At 60.4% G+C, this 18,588-nt stretch carries 13 protein-coding genes; 8 read left to right on the forward strand and 5 right to left on the reverse strand.

What is annotated here, in order from left to right; translation table 11 throughout:
- Positions 1–29 precede the first annotated feature (29 nt).
- From AACY25_RS08940 to AACY25_RS08965, 6 genes are all read left to right on the forward strand, one after another.
- Entirely contained in the window at positions 30–1,373 is a 1,344-nt protein-coding gene (locus AACY25_RS08940) for an alanine/glycine:cation symporter family protein (RefSeq protein WP_339523967.1), read from the forward strand.
- A 289-nt stretch (positions 1,374–1,662) separates the two neighbouring features.
- On the forward strand, positions 1,663–2,163 hold the full coding sequence (gene tpx / locus AACY25_RS08945) for a thiol peroxidase (RefSeq protein WP_339523969.1): 501 nt from the start codon (positions 1,663–1,665) through the stop codon (positions 2,161–2,163).
- 225 nt (positions 2,164–2,388) lie between these two features.
- Positions 2,389–3,615, forward strand: coding sequence for an MdtA/MuxA family multidrug efflux RND transporter periplasmic adaptor subunit (locus AACY25_RS08950; RefSeq protein ID WP_339523970.1), 1,227 nt, complete (start codon positions 2,389–2,391; stop codon positions 3,613–3,615).
- Positions 3,612–6,710 carry an MdtB/MuxB family multidrug efflux RND transporter permease subunit gene (locus AACY25_RS08955; RefSeq protein ID WP_339523972.1) on the forward strand — a complete coding sequence of 1,033 codons (3,099 nt, stop codon included), beginning with the start codon at positions 3,612–3,614 and terminating at the stop codon, positions 6,708–6,710. The genes AACY25_RS08950 and AACY25_RS08955 overlap by 4 nt, the downstream gene beginning before the upstream one ends.
- Complete coding sequence (locus AACY25_RS08960; protein ID WP_339523974.1) at positions 6,707–9,814, forward strand: efflux RND transporter permease subunit; 3,108 nt, start codon at positions 6,707–6,709, stop codon at positions 9,812–9,814. The genes AACY25_RS08955 and AACY25_RS08960 overlap by 4 nt, the downstream gene beginning before the upstream one ends.
- Before the next feature lie 86 nt (positions 9,815–9,900).
- Positions 9,901–11,331 carry an efflux transporter outer membrane subunit gene (locus tag AACY25_RS08965; RefSeq protein WP_339524982.1) on the forward strand — a complete coding sequence of 477 codons (1,431 nt, stop codon included), beginning with the start codon at positions 9,901–9,903 and terminating at the stop codon, positions 11,329–11,331.
- 50 nt (positions 11,332–11,381) lie between these two features.
- Here the strand turns inward: AACY25_RS08965 and AACY25_RS08970 are convergent, their stop codons facing one another.
- The 5 genes from AACY25_RS08970 to AACY25_RS08990 all read right to left on the reverse strand — a co-directional run bounded on the left by AACY25_RS08970 (position 11,382) and on the right by AACY25_RS08990 (position 15,515).
- Complete coding sequence (locus AACY25_RS08970) at positions 11,382–12,389, reverse strand: DctP family TRAP transporter solute-binding subunit (RefSeq protein WP_339523975.1); 1,008 nt, start codon at positions 12,387–12,389, stop codon at positions 11,382–11,384.
- Positions 12,390–12,831: 442 nt separating this feature from the next.
- A complete protein-coding gene (locus AACY25_RS08975; protein ID WP_339411290.1) occupies positions 12,832–13,836 on the reverse strand; it encodes a TRAP transporter substrate-binding protein in 1,005 nt (334 codons plus the stop codon).
- A gap of 315 nt (positions 13,837–14,151) precedes the next feature.
- Complete coding sequence (locus AACY25_RS08980) at positions 14,152–14,652, reverse strand: disulfide bond formation protein B (RefSeq protein WP_339523977.1); 501 nt, start codon at positions 14,650–14,652, stop codon at positions 14,152–14,154.
- Positions 14,653–14,848: 196 nt separating this feature from the next.
- On the reverse strand, positions 14,849–15,247 hold the full coding sequence (locus tag AACY25_RS08985; RefSeq protein ID WP_339523979.1) for a cupin domain-containing protein: 399 nt from the start codon (positions 15,245–15,247) through the stop codon (positions 14,849–14,851).
- A 25-nt stretch (positions 15,248–15,272) separates the two neighbouring features.
- Complete coding sequence (locus AACY25_RS08990) at positions 15,273–15,515, reverse strand: hypothetical protein (RefSeq protein ID WP_339523980.1); 243 nt, start codon at positions 15,513–15,515, stop codon at positions 15,273–15,275.
- Positions 15,516–15,669: 154 nt separating this feature from the next.
- Here AACY25_RS08990 and katG point away from each other — a divergent pair, with 154 nt between their 5' ends.
- Positions 15,670–17,877 carry a catalase/peroxidase HPI gene (gene katG, locus AACY25_RS08995; protein WP_339523981.1) on the forward strand — a complete coding sequence of 736 codons (2,208 nt, stop codon included), beginning with the start codon at positions 15,670–15,672 and terminating at the stop codon, positions 17,875–17,877.
- Positions 17,878–18,114: 237 nt separating this feature from the next.
- Positions 18,115–18,585, forward strand: coding sequence for an ATP-dependent zinc protease family protein (locus AACY25_RS09000; RefSeq protein WP_339524983.1), 471 nt, complete (start codon positions 18,115–18,117; stop codon positions 18,583–18,585).
- Positions 18,586–18,588 lie beyond the last annotated feature (3 nt).

Here is an 18,588-nt window from a genome sequence, read left to right on the forward strand (position 1 = left end):
GCGTTCACTACAAGAATAAGGAAATGAGCATGGAATTCGTCAACACCCTGGTTAATCAACTCAATGGCGTGGTCTGGGGCCCGCCCATGCTGGTGCTGATTCTCGGCACTGGTTTGTTCCTCATGTTGCGCCTGAAATTCATGCCGCTGAGCAAGATCGGCGCAGGCTTCAAACTGATGTGGCAAGGCCGTCAGAAAGGCGATACCGAGAGCGGCGAGATCAGCCCGTTCCAGGCGCTGATGACCTGCCTGGCCGCCACCGTTGGTACCGGCAATATCGCCGGTGTGGCCACCGCGATCTTCCTTGGCGGCCCAGGCGCGTTGTTCTGGATGTGGTGCACCGCACTGGTCGGCATGGCCACCAAGTACTGCGAAGTGGTACTGGCGGTGCATTACCGCGAGAAGGACGAGCGCGGCGAGCATGTCGGCGGCCCGATGTACGCGATCAAGAACGGCCTGGGTAAGAAGTGGCTGTGGCTGGGCACCGCGTTCGCCATCTTTGGCGGCTTTGCCGGTTTTGGCATCGGCAACATGGTGCAAGTCAACAGCATGGCCGCAGCCCTGCAAACCACCTTCAATATTCCGCTGTGGGTTACCGGCGTGGTGACCATGCTGTTTGTCGGCATGGTGATCCTCGGCGGTATCAAGCGCATCGGTAAGGTCGCCGCGACCCTGGTGCCCTTTATGTGTGTGGCCTACATCATCGCCGCCATGGTGGTGCTGGTGGTCAATGCCGCGGAAATTCCTGCTGCCTTTGAAATGATCTTCACCTACGCCTTCACTCCGATTGCAGCGACGGGTGGTTTTGCCGGTGCGGCGGTTATGGCAGCGATTCGCTTCGGTGTGGCGCGCGGGATCTTTTCCAACGAAGCCGGTCTGGGTACTGCGGGCATCGCTCAGGCGGCCGGCACCACTAACAGCCCGGTACGCTCCGGGATGATCGGCATGCTCGGGACCTTTATCGACACCATCATCATCTGCTCGATGACTGGCTTGGCGATCATCACTTCCGGCGTGTGGACCAGCGGCGTCAGCGGTGCGGCGTTGTCTGCTGCTGCCTTTGAGCAGGCCATGCCGGGCGTCGGTGGTTATATTCTGACCATTGCCCTGGTGGTGTTTGCCTTTACCACCATCCTCGGCTGGAGCTACTTCGGCGAGAAGTGCTGGGAATACATGGTCGGCACCAAGTCGATCCTGCCGTTCCGCATTCTCTGGGTGGTAGCCGTGCCGTTCGGCGCGATTGCCCAGCTGGACTTCGCCTGGCTGGTGGCGGACACCCTCAACGGTCTGATGGCGATTCCTAACCTGTTGTCGCTACTGTTGCTGAGCCCGATCGTGGTCAAGCTGACCAAGGATCACTTCGCAAAAAATTGATGTGTCGCTTAGACGGGCAGGGTAGTCTGACTCATTGGTCAACTATGCTTGCCCGCTCTGGCAAGCCGTTGCAAAACTACCTGCGTTGGCAGTACCGCGTTAAAAACAGGCTCGGAATGCTCATTTACAAACCCGTAAACTCCGCTTCCTCGCCTGTTTTTGCCTTGTCCTGCCTGCCTCGCCTACGTTTTTCAACGGTTTGCTTCAAGAGGGCGCGAGCTTGCCATTTGGCAGGTTCGCGCCCTTACTTGTTTTCCGCCCCTCAACTCCACTGATAAGGATCGTTCCCATGGCACAAGTCACTCTCAAAGGTTCCCCGGTTGAAGTCACCGGCCAACTGCCGCAGGTTGGTCAACAAGCGCCGGCATTTAGCCTGGTTGCCGGTGACCTGAGCGATGTGAGCCTGGCCAGCCTGGCCGGCAAGCGCAAAGTCCTGAACATTTTCCCAAGCGTGGACACCCCGACCTGCGCCACCTCCGTGCGTACCTTCAACACCAGTGCTAGCCAGCTGGCCAATACCGTGGTGCTGTGCATTTCCACTGACCTGCCGTTCGCCCAGGCGCGTTTCTGTGGTGCCGAAGGTCTGCAGAACGTGATCAACCTGTCGACCATGCGTGGCGCCGACTTCCTGCAGAACTACGGCGTGGCGATTGCCAGCGGCCCGCTGGTGGGTGTTGCCGCCCGTGCCGTGGTGGTGCTGGATGAGCACGATAAAGTGCTGCACAGCGAGATGGTCAGTGAAATTGCTGATGAGCCGAACTACGAGGCGGCCCTGGCTGTGCTCAAGTAACAGTTGTTTATCGCTGCACCTACGGCCTGCTTTGCAGGCCGTTTTCATTTGTGTCCCGCCATCCCTGCGGGCTGTCGTTACGTGACATTGAACACTGCCCCAACAATTTTCTATTCGGATCAGATATTTAGTTACGTAAGGAAAAGGTAAATAGGCGGTAAAGAGGCTTTGCAGGCTGGCTGATAGTGCATATCGTTCACGCTCCCCAAGAAAGTGATCGTTGCCATGCCTGATACACAGTTCACCACCCGTCCTCGCAACCTGTCGCGGCAATGGCTGCTCGGCTCGCTCGCGCTGGTTGCTCTTGCCTTACTGCTGTGGTGGTTCTGGCCCAGCTCGCCGGAAGCGCCCAAGCGTGGCGGCCCTTGGCGTGATGGCGGTCCGGTACCGGTACGCGTTGCCAGTGTCAGCCAGGGCGACTTCCCGGTTGAGCTCAAGGCCTTGGGCACTGTCACCGCCTACAACACGGTCAATGTGCGCGGTCGAGTGGATGGCGAACTGGTCAAGCTGGTGTTCAAGGACGGCCAACAGGTCAAAGCCGGTGATCTGTTGGCCGTGATTGACCCACGCGCCTATGAAATTGCTCTGCAGCAAGCCCAGGGCGCGCTACAGGAGAGCCAGGCGCAGCTGCGCAATGCCGAGCTGGACCTGGCGCGCTACCGAGGCCTGTATGCCGAAGACTCGATAGCCAAGCAGACCCTCGACACCCAGGAGTCTCTGGTCAACCAGTACCGTGGGGGCATCAAAAGTCTGCAGGCTGATGTCGCCACTGCGCGGCTGAATCTGGATTTCACCCAGATTCGCGCACCTATTACCGGCCGCCTGGGCATCCGCCAGGCCGATGTCGGCAACCTGGTCAGCTCCGGCGACGAGCTGCCGCTGGTGGTGATTACCCAGACCCTGCCGATTGCCGTGATGTTTACCCTGCCCGAAGCCGAATTGCCGGCAGTGGTGCAGCAACTGCGCAGTGGTGCGACCCTAACCGTCGAGGCTTGGGACCGCAGTGAAAAACTCAAACTGGCTGAAGGCGAGCTGGAGAGCGTCGACAACCTGATCGACACCGCCACCGGCACGGTCAAGCTCAAGGCGCGCTTCGCCAATGCCGAGGAAGTGCTGTTTCCCAACCAATTTGTCAACGTGCGCCTGCGGGTGAAAACCCTGCAGAACGTCACCCTGATGCCGGCCGCGGCGCTGCAGTTCGGTGCCAGCGGCACCTTCGCCTATGTGGTGGATGCTGAAGACAAGGTACAGCTGACGCCGATCAGCGTTGGTGCCAGCGACGGCTTGCTCAGTGTGGTCGAGCAGGGCCTCAATCCGGGCGACCGCCTGGTGTTGGAAGGCACCGACCGACTGCGCTCCGGCAACAAGGTAGAGGTTATCGACGACAAACCGGTTGCCACCCAGACCGAACCGGCAACCTCTGAACGTAAACGAGCGCCGCGCGCCCAATGAACGCCTCTCGCCTGTTTATCCTGCGTCCGGTCGCCACCACGCTGATCATGCTGGCGATCTTCTTGAGCGGTTTGATCGCCTACCGCTTACTGCCGGTCTCGGCGCTGCCGGAAGTGGATTACCCGACCATTCGGGTGATGACCCTGTACCCCGGCGCCAGCCCGGACGTGATGACCAGTGCGGTTACCGCGCCGCTGGAGCGCCAGTTCGGCCAGATGGCCGGGCTGAAACAGATGTCTTCGACCAGCTCCGGCGGCGCCTCGGTGATTACCCTGCGCTTTAACCTGGAAGTGCAGCTGGATGTCGCCGAACAGGAAGTGCAGGCGGCGATCAATGGCGCAAACAACCTGCTGCCCAGCGACCTGCCGGCACCGCCGGTGTACAACAAGGTCAACCCGGCCGACACCCCGGTACTGACCCTGGCCATCAGCTCGAAAACCATGCCGCTGCCGCAGGTGTTCGATCTGGTCGATACCCGTCTGGCGCAGAAGCTGGCGCAAACCAGCGGCGTCGGTCTGGTCACCCTGGCTGGCGGCCAACGTCCGGCCGTGCGTTTGCGAGTCAACCCGGAAGCATTGGCTTCTTATGGCTTGAACCTCAGCGATGTGCGCACGCTGATCACCGCCAGCAACGTCAATCAGCCCAAGGGCAACTTCGACGGCCCGACCCGGGTGTCGCAGCTGGATGCCAATGACCAGCTGAAATCCGTCGACGAATATCGCGAGCTGATTCTCGGCTACCAGAATGGCGCCACGCTGCGCCTGAAAGATGTCGCCGAGATCATCGATGGTGCGGAAAACCAGCGCCTGGCTGCCTGGGCCAATCGCAACGAGGCGGTACTGGTCAATGTGCAGCGCCAACCCGGCGCCAACGTGATTGATGTGGTCGACAGTATTCAGACCCTGCTGCCCAACCTAACCCAGGGCCTGCCGGCCAGCGTCGAGGTCAGCATGCTGACCGACCGCACCGAAACCATCCGCGCGGCGGTCAAGGGCGTGCAGCATGAGCTGCTGCTGGCCATCGCCCTGGTGGTGCTGGTGACCTTCCTGTTTCTGCGCAAGGTGTCGGCGACCATCATCCCGTCCATCGTTGTGCCGCTGTCGCTGATCGGCACCTTCGGCGTGATGTACCTGGCCGGTTTCACCATCAACAACCTGACGTTGATGGCCCTGACCATCGCCACCGGCTTTGTGGTGGACGATGCCATCGTCATGCTGGAGAACATCGCCCGTCATCTGGAAGAGGGCGAAACCCCGCTAAATGCGGCGCTAAAGGGCGCGCGGCAGATCGGCTTTACCCTGGTGTCGCTGACTATTTCGTTGATCGCGGTACTGATTCCGCTGCTGTTTATGGCCGACGTAGTGGGGCGGCTGTTCCGCGAATTCGCCATCACTCTGGCGGTGGCCATTCTGATTTCCCTGGTGGTGTCGCTGACCCTGACGCCGATGATGTGCGCGCGCCTGCTCAAGGCGGAAAAGCCCGAAGAAGAAGGGCGCTTCTACCGCGCCGCCGGGGCGGTGATCGACGGCATGATCGCCCGTTACGGCGTGTGGCTGACCTGGGTACTCAAGCATCAGCCGCTGACCCTGCTGGTGGCTATCGGCACCATGGCGCTGACCGTAGTGCTCTACCTGGCCGTGCCCAAGGGCTTCTTCCCGGTGCAGGACACCGGGGTAATCCAGGGCATTTCCGAGGCGCCGCAGTCGATTTCCTTCCGCGCCATGAGCGAGCGTCAGCAACGCCTGGCCGAGGTGATTCTGCAGGACCCGGCCGTGGCCAGCCTGTCGTCCTATATCGGCGTGGACGGTGACAATCCGACGCTCAATAGCGGCCGCCTGCTGATCAATCTGACGCCACGGGCCGAGCGCGATGTCAGCGCCAGTCAGATCATCGAACGCCTGCGCCCGGAGTTGGCGCGGATTCCTGGGATCGAGCTGTACCTGCAGCCGGTGCAGGACCTGTCCATCGAGGATCGGGTCAGCCGCACGCAGTTCCAGTTCAGCATGGAGTCGCCTGATATCAGCCTGCTGGAAGAGTGGGTGCCCAAGCTGGTCAGCGCGCTGCGCGAGCAGCCGGAGCTGACTGACGTGGCCAGTGATCTGCAAAACCGTGGCCTGCAGGTGTTTTTGCAGATCGACCGCGACATGGCCGGGCGCCTCGGCGTAAGCATTGCCGATATCGACAACGCGCTGTACGACGCCTTTGGCCAGCGGCAGATTTCCACCATCTATACCCAGGCCAGCCAGTACCGCGTGGTGCTGGAAAGCGAGAACGCCGGCAGCATCGGCCCGGCGGCGCTGCGGCAGATTCACGTCAAGGCCGCCGATGGCCAGCAGGTCGCGCTGTCGACCCTGGCCCAGGTGGAAGAACGCGCAGCCAGCCTGCTGATCAACCATATCGGCCAATTCCCGGCTGCGACCCTGTCATTCAACCTGGCCAGCGGCGTGTCGCTGGGCGAGGCGGTGGCGGTGATCGAGCGGATCGAGCAGGAGATCGGCATTCCGCCAGCGGTGCAGACGCGCTTCCAGGGCGCGGCTGAAGCCTTCCGCGCCTCCTTGTCGAGCACCTTGCTGCTGATTCTGGCGGCCATCGTCACCATGTACATCGTGCTCGGTGTGCTCTACGAGAGCTATATCCACCCGATTACCATCCTCTCCACCTTGCCCTCGGCGGGCGTTGGCGCGCTGCTGGCGTTGCTGATCAGCGGCAACGAACTGGGGTTGATCGCGATCATCGGCATCATTCTGCTGATCGGCATCGTCAAGAAGAACGCGATCATGATGATCGACTTCGCCCTCGACGCCGAACGCAACCAGGGCATGCAGCCGGAAGCGGCGATCTACCAGGCAGCGCTTTTGCGCTTCCGGCCGATTCTGATGACCACCCTGGCCGCGCTGTTTGGCGCGATTCCACTGATGCTGGCCACCGGCTCCGGGGCCGAGCTGCGTCAGCCGCTTGGGCTGGTGATGGTCGGCGGGCTGCTGCTGAGCCAGATCCTCACCCTGTTCACTACGCCAGTGATCTACCTGTACTTCGATCGCCTGTCGCGGCGCATCAGTGGCCGTAGCGCGGCCGGGCTTGTGGTCAACCCATGAACCTCTCCGGCCCCTTTATCCGCCGGCCGGTGGCAACCCTGTTGCTGAGCCTGGCGATTCTGTTGCTTGGCGGCGTCAGCTTCGGTCTGCTGCCGGTGGCGCCGCTGCCGCAAATGGATTTCCCCACGATTACCGTGCAGGCCAGCCTGCCGGGGGCCAGCCCGCAGATCATGGCGTCCAGCGTAGCGACGCCGCTGGAGCGCTCGCTCGGTACCATCGCCGGCATCAGCCAGATGAATAGCCGCAGCAGCCAGGGCAACACGCGGATCATGATCCAGTTCGACCTGGATCGGGACATCAACGCCGCTGCCCGCGAGGTACAGGCGGCGATCAATGCCTCACGCGAACTGCTGCCCAGCGGCATGCGCAGCATGCCCACCTACGCCAAGGTCAACCCGTCGCAAGCGCCGATCATGGTGCTGTCGCTGACCAGCGATGTGCTCAACAAGGGCCAGCTGTACGACGTGGCTTCGACCATCCTGGCGCAGAAGCTCGCCCAGGTAACCGGCGTTGGTGAAGTGCAGATCGGCGGCAGCTCCTTGCCCGCCGTGCGCGTGGCCCTGGAGCCGCGCCTTCTCGATCAGTACGGCATCGCCCTCGATGAAGTGCGCCAGAGCATCAGTGCGGCCAACGCCAAACGGCCGAAGGGCGCGGTGGAAGATGCCGAGCGGCACTGGCAGGTACAGGCCAGCGATCAACTGGAAAAGGCCGCCGATTACCTGCCGCTGATCATTCGTTACCAGGATGGCGCGGCGGTACGCCTGGGCGATGTGGCCAAAGTTACCGATGGCGTCGAGGACCGCTACAACAGCGGTTTCTTCAACGATCAGCAGGCCGTGCTGCTGGTGATCAACCGGCAGACCGGGGCCAATATCATCGAAACCATCGCCGGCATTCGCGAGCAGCTGCCGGCCCTGCGTGCGGTGATTCCCGCCAGTATCGCGCTGGAAGTGGCGATGGACCGTTCGCCGGTAATTCGCGCCACCCTGCACGAGGCCGAGCAAACCCTGCTGATCGCTGTGGTGCTGGTGATTCTGGTGGTGTTTGCCTTCCTCGGCCGTTGGCGCGCGGCGCTGATTCCGGCCCTGGCCGTGCCGGTGTCGCTGGTTGGCACCTTTGCGGTGATGTACCTGCTGGATTTCTCCCTGAACAACCTGTCGCTGATGGCGCTGATTATCGCCACTGGCCTGGTGGTGGACGATGCCATCGTCGTTTTGGAAAACATCTCTCGGCATATCGAGGCCGGCGAAACGCCCATGGCGGCAGCGTTCAAGGGCGCGCGCGAGGTGGGCTTCACCCTGCTGGCGATGAACCTCTCCTTGGTTGCGGTGTTTATCTCGATCCTGTTTATGGGCGGCATCGTCGAGCGGCTGTTCCGCGAGTTTTCCATCACCCTGGCCGTGGCCATCGTGATTTCCCTGCTGGTGTCGCTGACCCTCACTCCGATGCTCTGCGCGCGCTGGCTCAAGGCCGAAACCGCCGAGCACCAGCCCAGCGCCATGCAGCGTTGGGGCGGGGCCGTGCAGACGCGCGTGCTGGCGTTTTACGCGCGCGGTTTGGACTGGGCGCTAAAACACTCTTTGCTGATGCTGTTTAGCCTGCTGGCGACCATCGCGCTGAACATCTTCCTGTTTGTCAGCGTGCCGAAAACCTTTATGCCGCAGCAGGACACCGGCCAGCTGATCGGCTTTATCCGCGGTGATGACGGCCTGTCGTTTCAGGTGATGCAGCCGAAAATGGAAATCTACCGCCGCGCCGTGCTGGCTGATCCTGCGGTGGACAGCGTGGCCGGGTTTATCGGCGGCAGCGGCGGGATCAACAACGCTTTTATGATCGTGCGCTTGAAACCGGTGAGTGAGCGTAATGCCAGTGCCCAGGACGTGATCAACCGCCTGCGCCAATCGGTGCCGAAAGTGCCCGGCGGGCGCATGTTCCTGATGCCTGATCAGGACCTGCAGATCGGCGGGCGAGAAGGGCGCAGCTCGGAAAACGAATACATGCTGCTGTCCGGCGATCTCGACGAGTTGCGCAAATGGCTTCCGCCGGTACGCGAAGCACTGCGCGCCCTGCCGGAACTGACCGACATCGACGCCAAGGAGGCCGAAGGCACCCAGCAGATCCGCCTGGTGGTTGACCGTGATATGGCCAAGCGCCTGGGCGTGGACATGAATATGATCACCGCGGTGCTGAATAACGCCTTTAGTCAGCGTCAGGTCTCGACCATCTACGACAGCCTCAATCAGTACAGCGTGGTGATGGAGATCAACCCGCAGTTCGCCCAGTACCCGGAAACCCTCAACCAGATTCAGCTGATCACCGCTGAGGGCGCGCGAGTGCCGCTGTCCAGCTTCGCGCGCTGGGAGCGCAGCCTGGAAGAGGACCGCGTGCACCACCAGGGCCAGTTCGCCGCGGAAAATATCGGCTTCGCCCTGGCCGAAGACATCAGCCTGGATCAGGCTAGCGCGGCGATCAACAACGCGGTTGCACGGGTCGGTTTGCCCACCGAAGTGCAGGGCATGCTCGGCGGCACTGGCGGCGCCTTCCAGAAAACCCAGCAGAATCAGCCGTGGATGATTTTGCTGGCCCTAGTGGTGGTGTATATCGTTCTCGGTGTGCTGTACGAGAGCTATATCCACCCGCTGACCATTCTCTCCACCTTACCCTCGGCCGGGGTCGGCGCGCTGCTTGCGTTGCAGCTGATGAGCATCGAATTCAGCCTGATTTCACTGCTCGGTCTGTTTTTGCTGATCGGCATCGTCAAGAAGAACGCGATTCTGATGATCGACCTGGCCCTGCAGCTGGAACGCCAGCAGCACCTGAGTCCGGAGGAGTCGATCCGCCAGGCCTGTCTGCTGCGTTTTAGGCCAATCATGATGACTACCCTGGCGGCGATTCTCGGCGCGCTGCCGCTGATGCTCAGCAGCGCCGAAGGCTCGGAGATGCGCCAGCCGCTGGGCATCACCATTGTCGGTGGGCTGGTACTGAGCCAGTTGCTGACTCTCTACACCACCCCAGTGATCTACCTGTATTTCGACCGCCTGCGCCACCGGGTTAACCGCTGGCGCGGTGTGCGCACTGACGCTGCTCTGGAAACTCCGTTATGACTCTGCTGCCAACACCCGTAGGAGCGAGCCATGCTCGCGAAACCTTTTCCGTTGCCAAGCCATTCGCGGGCGTGGCCCGCTCCTACATGGGGCTGCTTACACTCAGCCTGCTGTTAGGCGGCTGCGCCATTGGTCCGGACTATCAGCGCCCGCAGCTGCAAACCCCGGCGCAGTTCAAACAGATCGAAGGCTGGACCCAGGCCAAGCCCGGCGATGTGCTAGAGCGCGGCAGCTGGTGGCAGTTGTATGGCGATGCTGAGCTGAATGCCCTGGTCGAGCGGCTGAATATCTCCAATCAGAGTCTGGCTGCCAGCGAGGCGCAGTATCGCCAGGCGCGCGCGTTGGTTCGCGGCGCGCGAGCGGCGTTTTACCCCAGTTTGTCGAGCAGCGCCGGTGCCACTCGCAGCAGCCAGGGCAGTGGTTCCAATAACAACATTGGCAGCACCACAGCCAGCACCGGCGATATCAGCAAGAGCTATGAGCTGGGTCTGAATGCCACCTGGGAGTTGGATATCTGGGGCAAGCTGCGCCGCTCGCTGGAATCCAGCCGCGCCGGCTTCGAGGCCAGCGCTGCTGACCTGGCCGCGCTGAAGCTCAGCCTGCAGGCGGAGCTGGTGCAGAACTACCTGCAACTGCGTGTGCTGGATGATCAGCAGCGCCTGCTCGATTCCACAGTCGCGGCCTACGCCCGTTCGCTGAAACTCACGGAAAATCAGTACAACGCCGGCATCGTGCCGAAATCTGATGTCAGTCAGGCGCTGACCCAGCTGAAAAGCACCCAGGCCCAGGCTATCGATCTGCAATGGCAGCGCGCGCAGCTGGAACATGCGATTGCCGTGCTGGTCGGTGTACCGCCTAGCGAGCTGAGCATCGCTGTGCGCGAGAAATTGCCAGCATTGCCGGAAATTCCTGTGGCGCTGCCATCGCTATTGCTGGAGCGTCGCCCTGATGTGGCCGCCGCCGAACGCAGGGTAATAGCCGCCAACGCCGAAATCGGCGTGGCAGAAGCCGCCTGGTATCCGGACCTGACTATCTCCGCCAGCGGCGGCTACCGTGGCAGCAGCTTTGCCGACTGGATCGACCTGCCTAACCGTTTCTGGTCCCTCGGCCCGCAGCTGGCCCTGACCCTGTTCGATGGTGGCGCGCGCAGCGCCGAACTGGAACGCAGTGAAGCGGCCTACGACCAGACCGTGGCGCAATACCGCCAGTCGGTGCTCGACAGCTTCCGTGAGGTGGAGGACACCCTGGTGCAACTGCGCGTGCTGGAGCAGGAAGCCGTGATTCAGCAGGAAGCGCTGGACGCCGCCCGCGAATCCCTGCGCCTGATCGAAAACCAGTACCGCGCCGGTACCGTGGACTTCAACAGCGTGGTCAATGTGCAGGCCACGGCGCTGAGCAACGAGCGCACCAACCTCAGCCTGCTGGGCAGTCGTTTGACCGCAAGCGTGCAGCTGATCGCTGCATTGGGTGGTGGTTGGCAGGGTGAATTAGAGGTGCCGGAGCAAGAAGCGCCCTAAGCGTCATTACAGGTAACCGCCGTTTTGACGCTTGAGGCTTTGGGGAACGATTAGTCGCGGGACTTGCGGTTTACCGTTTGCGCAGCCTTGAGTATGTCTGCGCCGATCTCGGCTTCAAACTGCTGCCAAACCGGTTGCATGGCGGTGCGCCAGACAGCGCGTTGTTCGTCAGTGAGGGTGATGATCTGGCTGCTGCCGGACGCTTCGATACGCTGACGGTCTGCACGGTTGGCTTCTTCAGACTGGTGATTCACCGCGAAGCTCACTTCATCAATGATGGCTTCCAGCTCGCTGCGGATCTGGTGCGGAATGGAAAACCAGAAGCGCTGATTACTGACCAGCATGTAGTCGAGTGCACCATGGTTGGTCTCGGTAATGAACGGCTGCAGGGTGTGCAGCTGCTTGGTGTAGATGTTCGACCAGGCATTCTCGGTGCCCTGTACCTTGCCGCTTTGCAGCGCATCGAAGACCTCGGCAAAAGGCATCGCCAAGGGCGCCGCACCGATCTGATAGAACTGTGCTTCCAGCACGCTGGAGGGCTGAATACGGAACTTCAAACCCGCCGCATCACTGGGCACTTGCAGCGCTTTAGTCGCTGAGAGCTGCTTCATGCCGTTATGCCAATACGCCAGACCAATGATGTTGTGCGCCTCCATGGAACGCAGCAATTGACGGCCTTTGGCGCGCTTCTGGAAGCGTGTGACGGCTTCTAGGTCGTCGAACAGGAAGGGCAGGTCGAAGACTTGCAACTGTTTGGTGTATTTCTCGAACTTGGCCAGTGAAGGTGCCAGCAGTTGCACCTCGTTGTTAGCCAAGGCCTGCAATTCATTGTCATCGCCAAATAAGCTGGAGGTCGGGTAAACCTCAACGCTGACCTTGCCTGCCAGGCGCTGATCGACCAACTGTTTGAACAGCAACGCCCCCTGACCCTTGGGCGTATGCTCATCGGCAACATGGGCAAACTTGATCAGAATGGGCTTCTGTTCTTGCGCGTTGCAAAGGTTGAATGCACTGAACAGCAGGGTGCCAACAGCTATAACAGCAATCGACTTGAACATAGGGAAGTCCTTGGTTGAGGCAGGCGAGCAGTTTTGAATAGTCGGAGGGCAATCAGGCGCTAGACGCACTTTCAGCGTAGCGGCTTTTGGCCAGCATCTTGGGTGTTTGGCCAGGGGCGAGCAGAAGGGGCTAGTTAGAGCGGCGCGGAGATTACTGCACTTGGCGCGTCAGTGGAGTGCGATGGCGCACGTCTTAGAACCAGCACACGATCTGCTGTACGTCGGCCCTACTGCGTTAAAAACCGGCTGGTGCGCCAGCCCGGTCGGAAGCCGCTTGCGGCTAACGCGCTTTAGCGTGACCCGCAGGGCGAGTGAAACGAGTAATGCTCATGTACAGCTCGTGCACTCGCCTGCGAACCCAGTCCGTTTTCTCGCCTGCTTTGACCAGCCGGAGGCTGTTACTACGTAGCGTCTTGCAGTGCTCTAGTTCGCGAACAGGCTCTTAACGCTTGTTGCGGTTAACCGTTTGCGCGGCCTTCATTATGTCGGCGCCGATCACGCCTTCGAACTGTTGCCATACCGGCTGCATGGCTTGGCGCCAGGCGTCGCGTTGCTCATCGGTAAGCGCGATAATTTGGGTGCCGGTAGCTGCGGCGATGCGGTCGCGGTCGGCCTGGTTAGCCGCTTCAGCCTGGTGGTTCACCTCGTAGGTCACCTCGTCGATGATGCCTTCCAGCTGCATGCGAATCTGATGGGGAATGGCGTACCAGAAGCGTGGGTTACTCACCAGCATGTAGTCGAGCACGCCGTGGTTGGTCTCGGTGATAAACGGCTGCACGCTATGCAATTTCTTGCTGTAGATGTTCGACCAGGGGTTTTCCGCGCCCTGTACCTTGCCGCTTTTCAGCGCATCGAAGACTTCGGCAAATGGCATTACCAAAGGCGTAGCGCCGAGCTGGTTGAACTGCGCCTCAAGCACTGAGGACGGTTGGATACGGAACTTCAAACCGGCCGCGTCGCCCGGTACCAGCAGCGCCTTGGTGGCCGAAAGCTGCTTCATGCCGTTGTGCCAATAGGCCAGGCCGACGATGTTGTGGTCTTCCATGGAGCGAAGCAACTGGCGGCCCTTGGCGCGCTTCTGGAAGCGGTTTACCGCGTCCAGGTCATCAAACAGGAAGGGCAGGTCGAACACTTGCAGCTGTTTGGTGTATTTCTCGAACTTGGCCAGCGACGGTGCCAGCAGTTGCACGTCGTTGTTGGCCAGCGCTTCGAGTTCGTTGGCATCACCGTACAGGGTGGAGTTGGGGTAGACCTCGACTCTTACCTTGTCACCCAGGCGCTCCTCGGCCAGTTTCTTAAACAGCAATGCGCCTTGGCCTTTGGGGGTGTTATCTGCCACCACATGGGCGAACTTGATCACGATGGGCCCCTTGTCGGTTGCCGCGTGAAGCGTGGTAGACGCCAGCAGCAGGCTGCCAGCGGCGATAGCGCAGATCGACTTGAACATAGCGTTGTTCCTGATTGTTCTTATGTTGTTGTGTTGACGGCATGCCAGGGTAAGTTTCAGCAGGCTGGTGGTGCAGGCTGTCAGGTTGGCGCGGCAGCACGATGGTTGCCGTGCGCAGTGCATCCGCTGTATCGCAATGCCTATGCCAGAGTAGCAAGTGCGCTACAGGGCCTGGGATGCCGTGAAACGGGTGTGATAGAACGCACAGTGGGTGGCGATAAATCGCCATTTGCGCGCAAGAGTAGGCGAAAAATCGCTCATGGTGGGCGAGGGTGGCGTTTTACCGCCACCTGCAGGGGGAGTGCTACCGGGTGATCAGCGGCGTACGGCGCGCCAGGCGGCAAACAGGCACAGGGCAAAGAGCAAGGCGACGCTGAGCAGAGTCCAGTGGGTAAATGACAAGCCGAGAATGCTGTAGTCGTTTTGCCCACATACGCCAGCGCTCATAAATACGCCGGGCAGCCAATCATGCAGCGGCAGATAGAAAGCGTAGAAAGGAAACGGCGAGCAGCTGGAGCTTTCCAGTACGCCAGTCTCGATCAGCACCAAGTGCGTGTTGTCATACACTGCCATACCCGCCGCAGCCAGTAGCAACGGCCAGAGCGGCAAGCTTAGCCAGCGCAGGCCGAGGGCTTCCACTGTCAAAATCAGCAGGCTTACAACGCCACCACAGAGCAGCCATAGGCGAATTTGAATGCACAGGGTGCAGGGCTCCCAGCCGCCTAGATGCTGCAGCAGCAAGGCGCCGCCAAGCATGGCAAAACAGGCGAGAGTAATCAGGGTGAGCAACGGCTTGAGTGAACTGGGGCGGGACATCTGAATCTCCGAAAGGGCCTGGCGCGTTGGCTAAGGCAGATACTGTGCCGGCATCTAAGACGTGCGGCGCAGGCTTAAGTTGCAGGCCTGTTTGAGCGATTCGGATACAGGGCCAGCAGCGCAAGGATGATCGCCAGCGAATAGGCAAACAAGCCCATATTGATGCTCAAAGAGCATTTCTCTGATCTGGTAGAGATTAAACCGGCCGGTGCTCGGTACCTGCACCAGCGGTGAGAAACAGCAATGTCGTGGCTTGCGTGGTTTTGGCGGTATGCCACACGCCCTTTGGCACCAGCACGTAACTGCCAACAGTATCGAGCAGCACTTCGCTCTCGCCGCTTGCCTCTTCAAGTAGCAGTCGTGCACTGCCCGATAGCAGCATGACCAACTCCTCACCGGCCGGGTGACGCTCCCAACTGGGCCAGTCTTGCGCAAAGCTGAAGGCCGACATCAATCGGCCCTGGTTCAGCTCCGGTCTTGCACCGCTGACAATATCGCTCCAGAACTGTTCTGTGACGGCGACCGGGCTGGTTTTTCCGCCGTCTTCAACATGCAGATAGGTATGCAGTATTTCCTCGGCACGCTTGGCGATCATCCCGTTCTCCCTGGCGTATCTGGGTTCAATGTTTGAGTAATGCGGAATCCAACTGGTTGAAACACTGCACGATGCGCTCATGGCTGACATCGGCAAAGTTCTTCTGCGTGAGGCTCACCAGCACACTCGGCTTTACCCGGCCCGAACGCAGTTGGCGCTGCATATAGGCCAGTACATCAGCGTCGCTGGTGGGTGTTGTTTGGCTCGGCTCTTCCACGGTATGTGCACTCATTGTCGATGGTTTATGGCTGTATTTACGGCTGGTCACGCCTGTATCCGGGCTGCTTGGACGGAAGACTCTATAGTTACTGACTTATATCCCTGGCTACTAATTAAGGTCATACCCAAATCCTATTGGCTCGTTCGCTGCCCAGCTACCACTCTGAGTCCATCTGCCAAGTAGAAAACAACAGGAGTGAGACATGTCAAATGACGCGAAATGCCCGTTTTCGGGTGCAGGAACCAGCCGCATGTCGGGTGGCGCACCGAAGAACGCGGATTGGTGGCCTAACCAGCTCAGCTTGAAGATTCTCCACCAGCATTCCTCCAAATCCGACCCCATGGGCGCGGGCTTCAATTATGCCGATGAATTCAAAACGCTTGATTTACCTGCGGTGATCAAGGACCTCACCGCGCTGATGACCGATTCGCAAGATTGGTGGCCCGCCGATTGGGGCCACTACGGTGGTTTGATGATCCGTATGGCCTGGCACTCCGCGGGTACTTACCGCATCCAGGATGGCCGTGGCGGTGCGGGCAGCGGTAATCAGCGTTTTGCGCCACTTAACAGCTGGCCGGATAACGGCAACTTGGACAAGGCCCGTCGCTTGCTCTGGCCAATCAAACAGAAGTACGGCCGCAAACTGTCCTGGGCAGATCTATTTGTGTTGGCCGGTAACGTGGCTCTGGAATCCATGGGCTTTAAAACCTTTGGTTTTGCCGGCGGCCGCCCGGATATCTGGGAGCCGGAAGAAGAGACCTACTGGGGCGCTGAAACCGAATGGCTGGCTACTAGCGACAAACCCAACAGCCGTTATTCCGGCGAGCGCAATCTGGAAAACCCACTGGCAGCCGTGCAGATGGGCCTGATCTACGTTAACCCCGAAGGCCCGGATGGCAACCCAGATCCACTGGCGTCGGGCCGCGATGTGCGCGAAACCTTCGCCCGCATGGCCATGAACGATGAAGAAACTGTTGCTCTGGTAGCGGGTGGTCACACCTTTGGCAAAGCCCACGGCGCGGGTGATCCGGCCCTGGTTGGCTCCGAACCAGAAGGTGCCGGCATCGAAGAGCAAGGCCTGGGTTGGATCAATTCGTTCGGCACGGGCAAGGGCGTGCACACCACCACCAGCGGCATCGAAGGTGCCTGGAAGCCTAATCCAACGACGTGGGACAACGGCTACTTCAACATGCTGTTCGGCTACGAGTGGGAGCTGACCAAGAGCCCGGCCGGCGCTCATCAGTGGACGCCGAAGAACGTCAAACCGGAGGACATGATTCCCGACGCCCATGATCCGTCGAAGAGCCACCCGCCGATGATGACCACCGCCGATATGTCGCTGCGCATGGACCCGGCTTACGAGAAAATCTCCCGGCACTTTCACCAGAACCCCCAGGCATTCGCCGATGCCTTCGCCCGCGCCTGGTTCAAACTGACCCACCGTGACATGGGCCCGCGTTCCCGCTACCTCGGCCCGCTGGTGCCGCAAGAAGAACTGATCTGGCAAGACCCCGTTCCAGCGGTCGATCACGCCCTGGTTGATGCGCAGGACATCGCCAGCCTCAAGGCAAAGGTGTTGGCGTCCGGCCTGTCGATTGCCCAACTGGTCAGCACTGCCTGGGCCTCGGCATCCACCTTCCGCGGCAGCGACAAGCGTGGTGGCGCCAATGGCGCGCGCATTCGTCTGGCACCGCAGAAGGACTGGGAGGTTAACCAACCTGCTGAACTGGCCAAGGTGCTGGCGGCGCTGGAAGCCATCCAGAAGGACTTCAACGCCTCGGCCGCTGCTGGCAAGAAAATCTCCCTGGCGGACCTGATCGTTCTCGCCGGCTCTGCAGCGGTTGAAGCCGCAGCGAAGAAGGGTGGCGTGGAGGTCGTAGTGCCGTTCGCGCCAGGTCGCACCGACGCTTCGCAGGAGCAAACCGATGTCGAGGCCTTCGCGGTGCTGGAACCCAAGGCCGATGGCTTTCGCAACTATTCCTGCAAGGGCTATGAAAGTGTTGCCGCCGAGTTGCTGGTAGACAAGGCGCAGTTGCTGGAATTGACCTCGCCGGAGATGACCGTATTGATTGGTGGTCTGCGTGTACTCAACGCCAATGCCGGCAAAACGCCGCATGGTGTATTCACCAAACGCCCGGAAACCCTGAGCACTGACTTCTTCGTCAATCTGCTCGACATGGGCACCAAGTGGCAGAAGTCCGCCAGCGAAGGTGTACTGGACGGCCGTGACCGCAAAACCGGCGACCTGACGTGGACCGGCACCCAGGTTGACCTGGTGTTTGGTTCCAACTCCCAGCTGCGGGCGCTGGCCGAGGTCTACGCCACCGTCGACGCGCAAGCGAAGTTTGTGCAGGACTTCGTGGCTGCCTGGACCAAGGTGATGAATCTGGATCGCTTCGATCTCACGTGATCTGCATAGAGGCCTAACAAACCTCAGCTGAAACCACTTCGCCCCGCCATGGTCACTTATGGCGGGGCGAAGTTCTTTATAAGTACTTGATTAAGTTTGAATTCAGCCCGCAACGTTAACCTTGCCCCATCTTTTTAAATGCTTTGGAGTCTCCCTATGTCATCCCGTGCCTTTGTCCCGCTCAAACAGCTTACGGCCGCCTCCGCACTCTGCGCCGCACTGTTCACCACTGGCGCGATGGCCAACCAGCCGCAGATCTACGGTCTGCATGAGCGTGTTTCTTTGTATGAGTTGGCCCTGGAGCTGCCCGCCAAGCTTGATACCGGAGCCGAAACCGCTTCGCTCAGCGCCAAAAATATTGAGATGTTCAAGCGCGATGGTGGCGAGTGGGTGCGCTTCCAGCTGGGCATGGAAGACGCCAAACAGTCGCAGATCATTGAAAAGCCGCTGACACGCATGAGCTATATCAAACGCCGCGCGGGTGACCGCAGGCCTGGCGACAAGCAGCTGTATACAGAGCGTCCGGTGATCGAGATGGACATCTGCGTAGGTGATGAGCTGAAAAATATCGAGGTCAACCTGACTGATCGCAGCGCCTTTGAATTCCCGCTGTTGATCGGATCGACCGCATTGAAGGCGTTCAACGCTGCTGTCAGCCCAGGTGTCCGCTACTCGGCTGGGCAACCAAGCTGTACGCAAACCAGCTGAATT

The organism is Pseudomonas sp. EA_35y_Pfl2_R111 (assembly GCF_963970955.1).
Classification (GTDB): Bacteria; Pseudomonadota; Gammaproteobacteria; order Pseudomonadales; family Pseudomonadaceae; genus Aquipseudomonas.

Bases quoted from the DNA above. Each gene is read 5' to 3' on its own strand.
- AACY25_RS08960 (WP_339523974.1), top strand. From the start codon at position 6,707: ATGAACCTCTCCGGCCCCTTTATCCGCCGGCCGGTGGCAACCCTGTTG.
- AACY25_RS08965 (WP_339524982.1), top strand. From the start codon at position 9,901: ATGGGGCTGCTTACACTCAGCCTGCTGTTAGGCGGCTGCGCCATTGGT.
- katG (WP_339523981.1), top strand. From the start codon at position 15,670: ATGTCAAATGACGCGAAATGCCCGTTTTCGGGTGCAGGAACCAGCCGC.
- AACY25_RS08955 (WP_339523972.1), top strand. From the start codon at position 3,612: ATGAACGCCTCTCGCCTGTTTATCCTGCGTCCGGTCGCCACCACGCTG.
- AACY25_RS08980 (WP_339523977.1), bottom strand. From the start codon at position 14,652: ATGTCCCGCCCCAGTTCACTCAAGCCGTTGCTCACCCTGATTACTCTC.
- AACY25_RS08950 (WP_339523970.1), top strand. From the start codon at position 2,389: ATGCCTGATACACAGTTCACCACCCGTCCTCGCAACCTGTCGCGGCAA.
- AACY25_RS08985 (WP_339523979.1), bottom strand. From the start codon at position 15,247: ATGATCGCCAAGCGTGCCGAGGAAATACTGCATACCTATCTGCATGTT.
- AACY25_RS08975 (WP_339411290.1), bottom strand. From the start codon at position 13,836: ATGTTCAAGTCGATCTGCGCTATCGCCGCTGGCAGCCTGCTGCTGGCG.
- AACY25_RS08940 (WP_339523967.1), top strand. From the start codon at position 30: ATGGAATTCGTCAACACCCTGGTTAATCAACTCAATGGCGTGGTCTGG.
- AACY25_RS08970 (WP_339523975.1), bottom strand. From the start codon at position 12,389: ATGTTCAAGTCGATTGCTGTTATAGCTGTTGGCACCCTGCTGTTCAGT.
- AACY25_RS09000 (WP_339524983.1), top strand. From the start codon at position 18,115: ATGGCCAACCAGCCGCAGATCTACGGTCTGCATGAGCGTGTTTCTTTG.
- tpx (WP_339523969.1), top strand. From the start codon at position 1,663: ATGGCACAAGTCACTCTCAAAGGTTCCCCGGTTGAAGTCACCGGCCAA.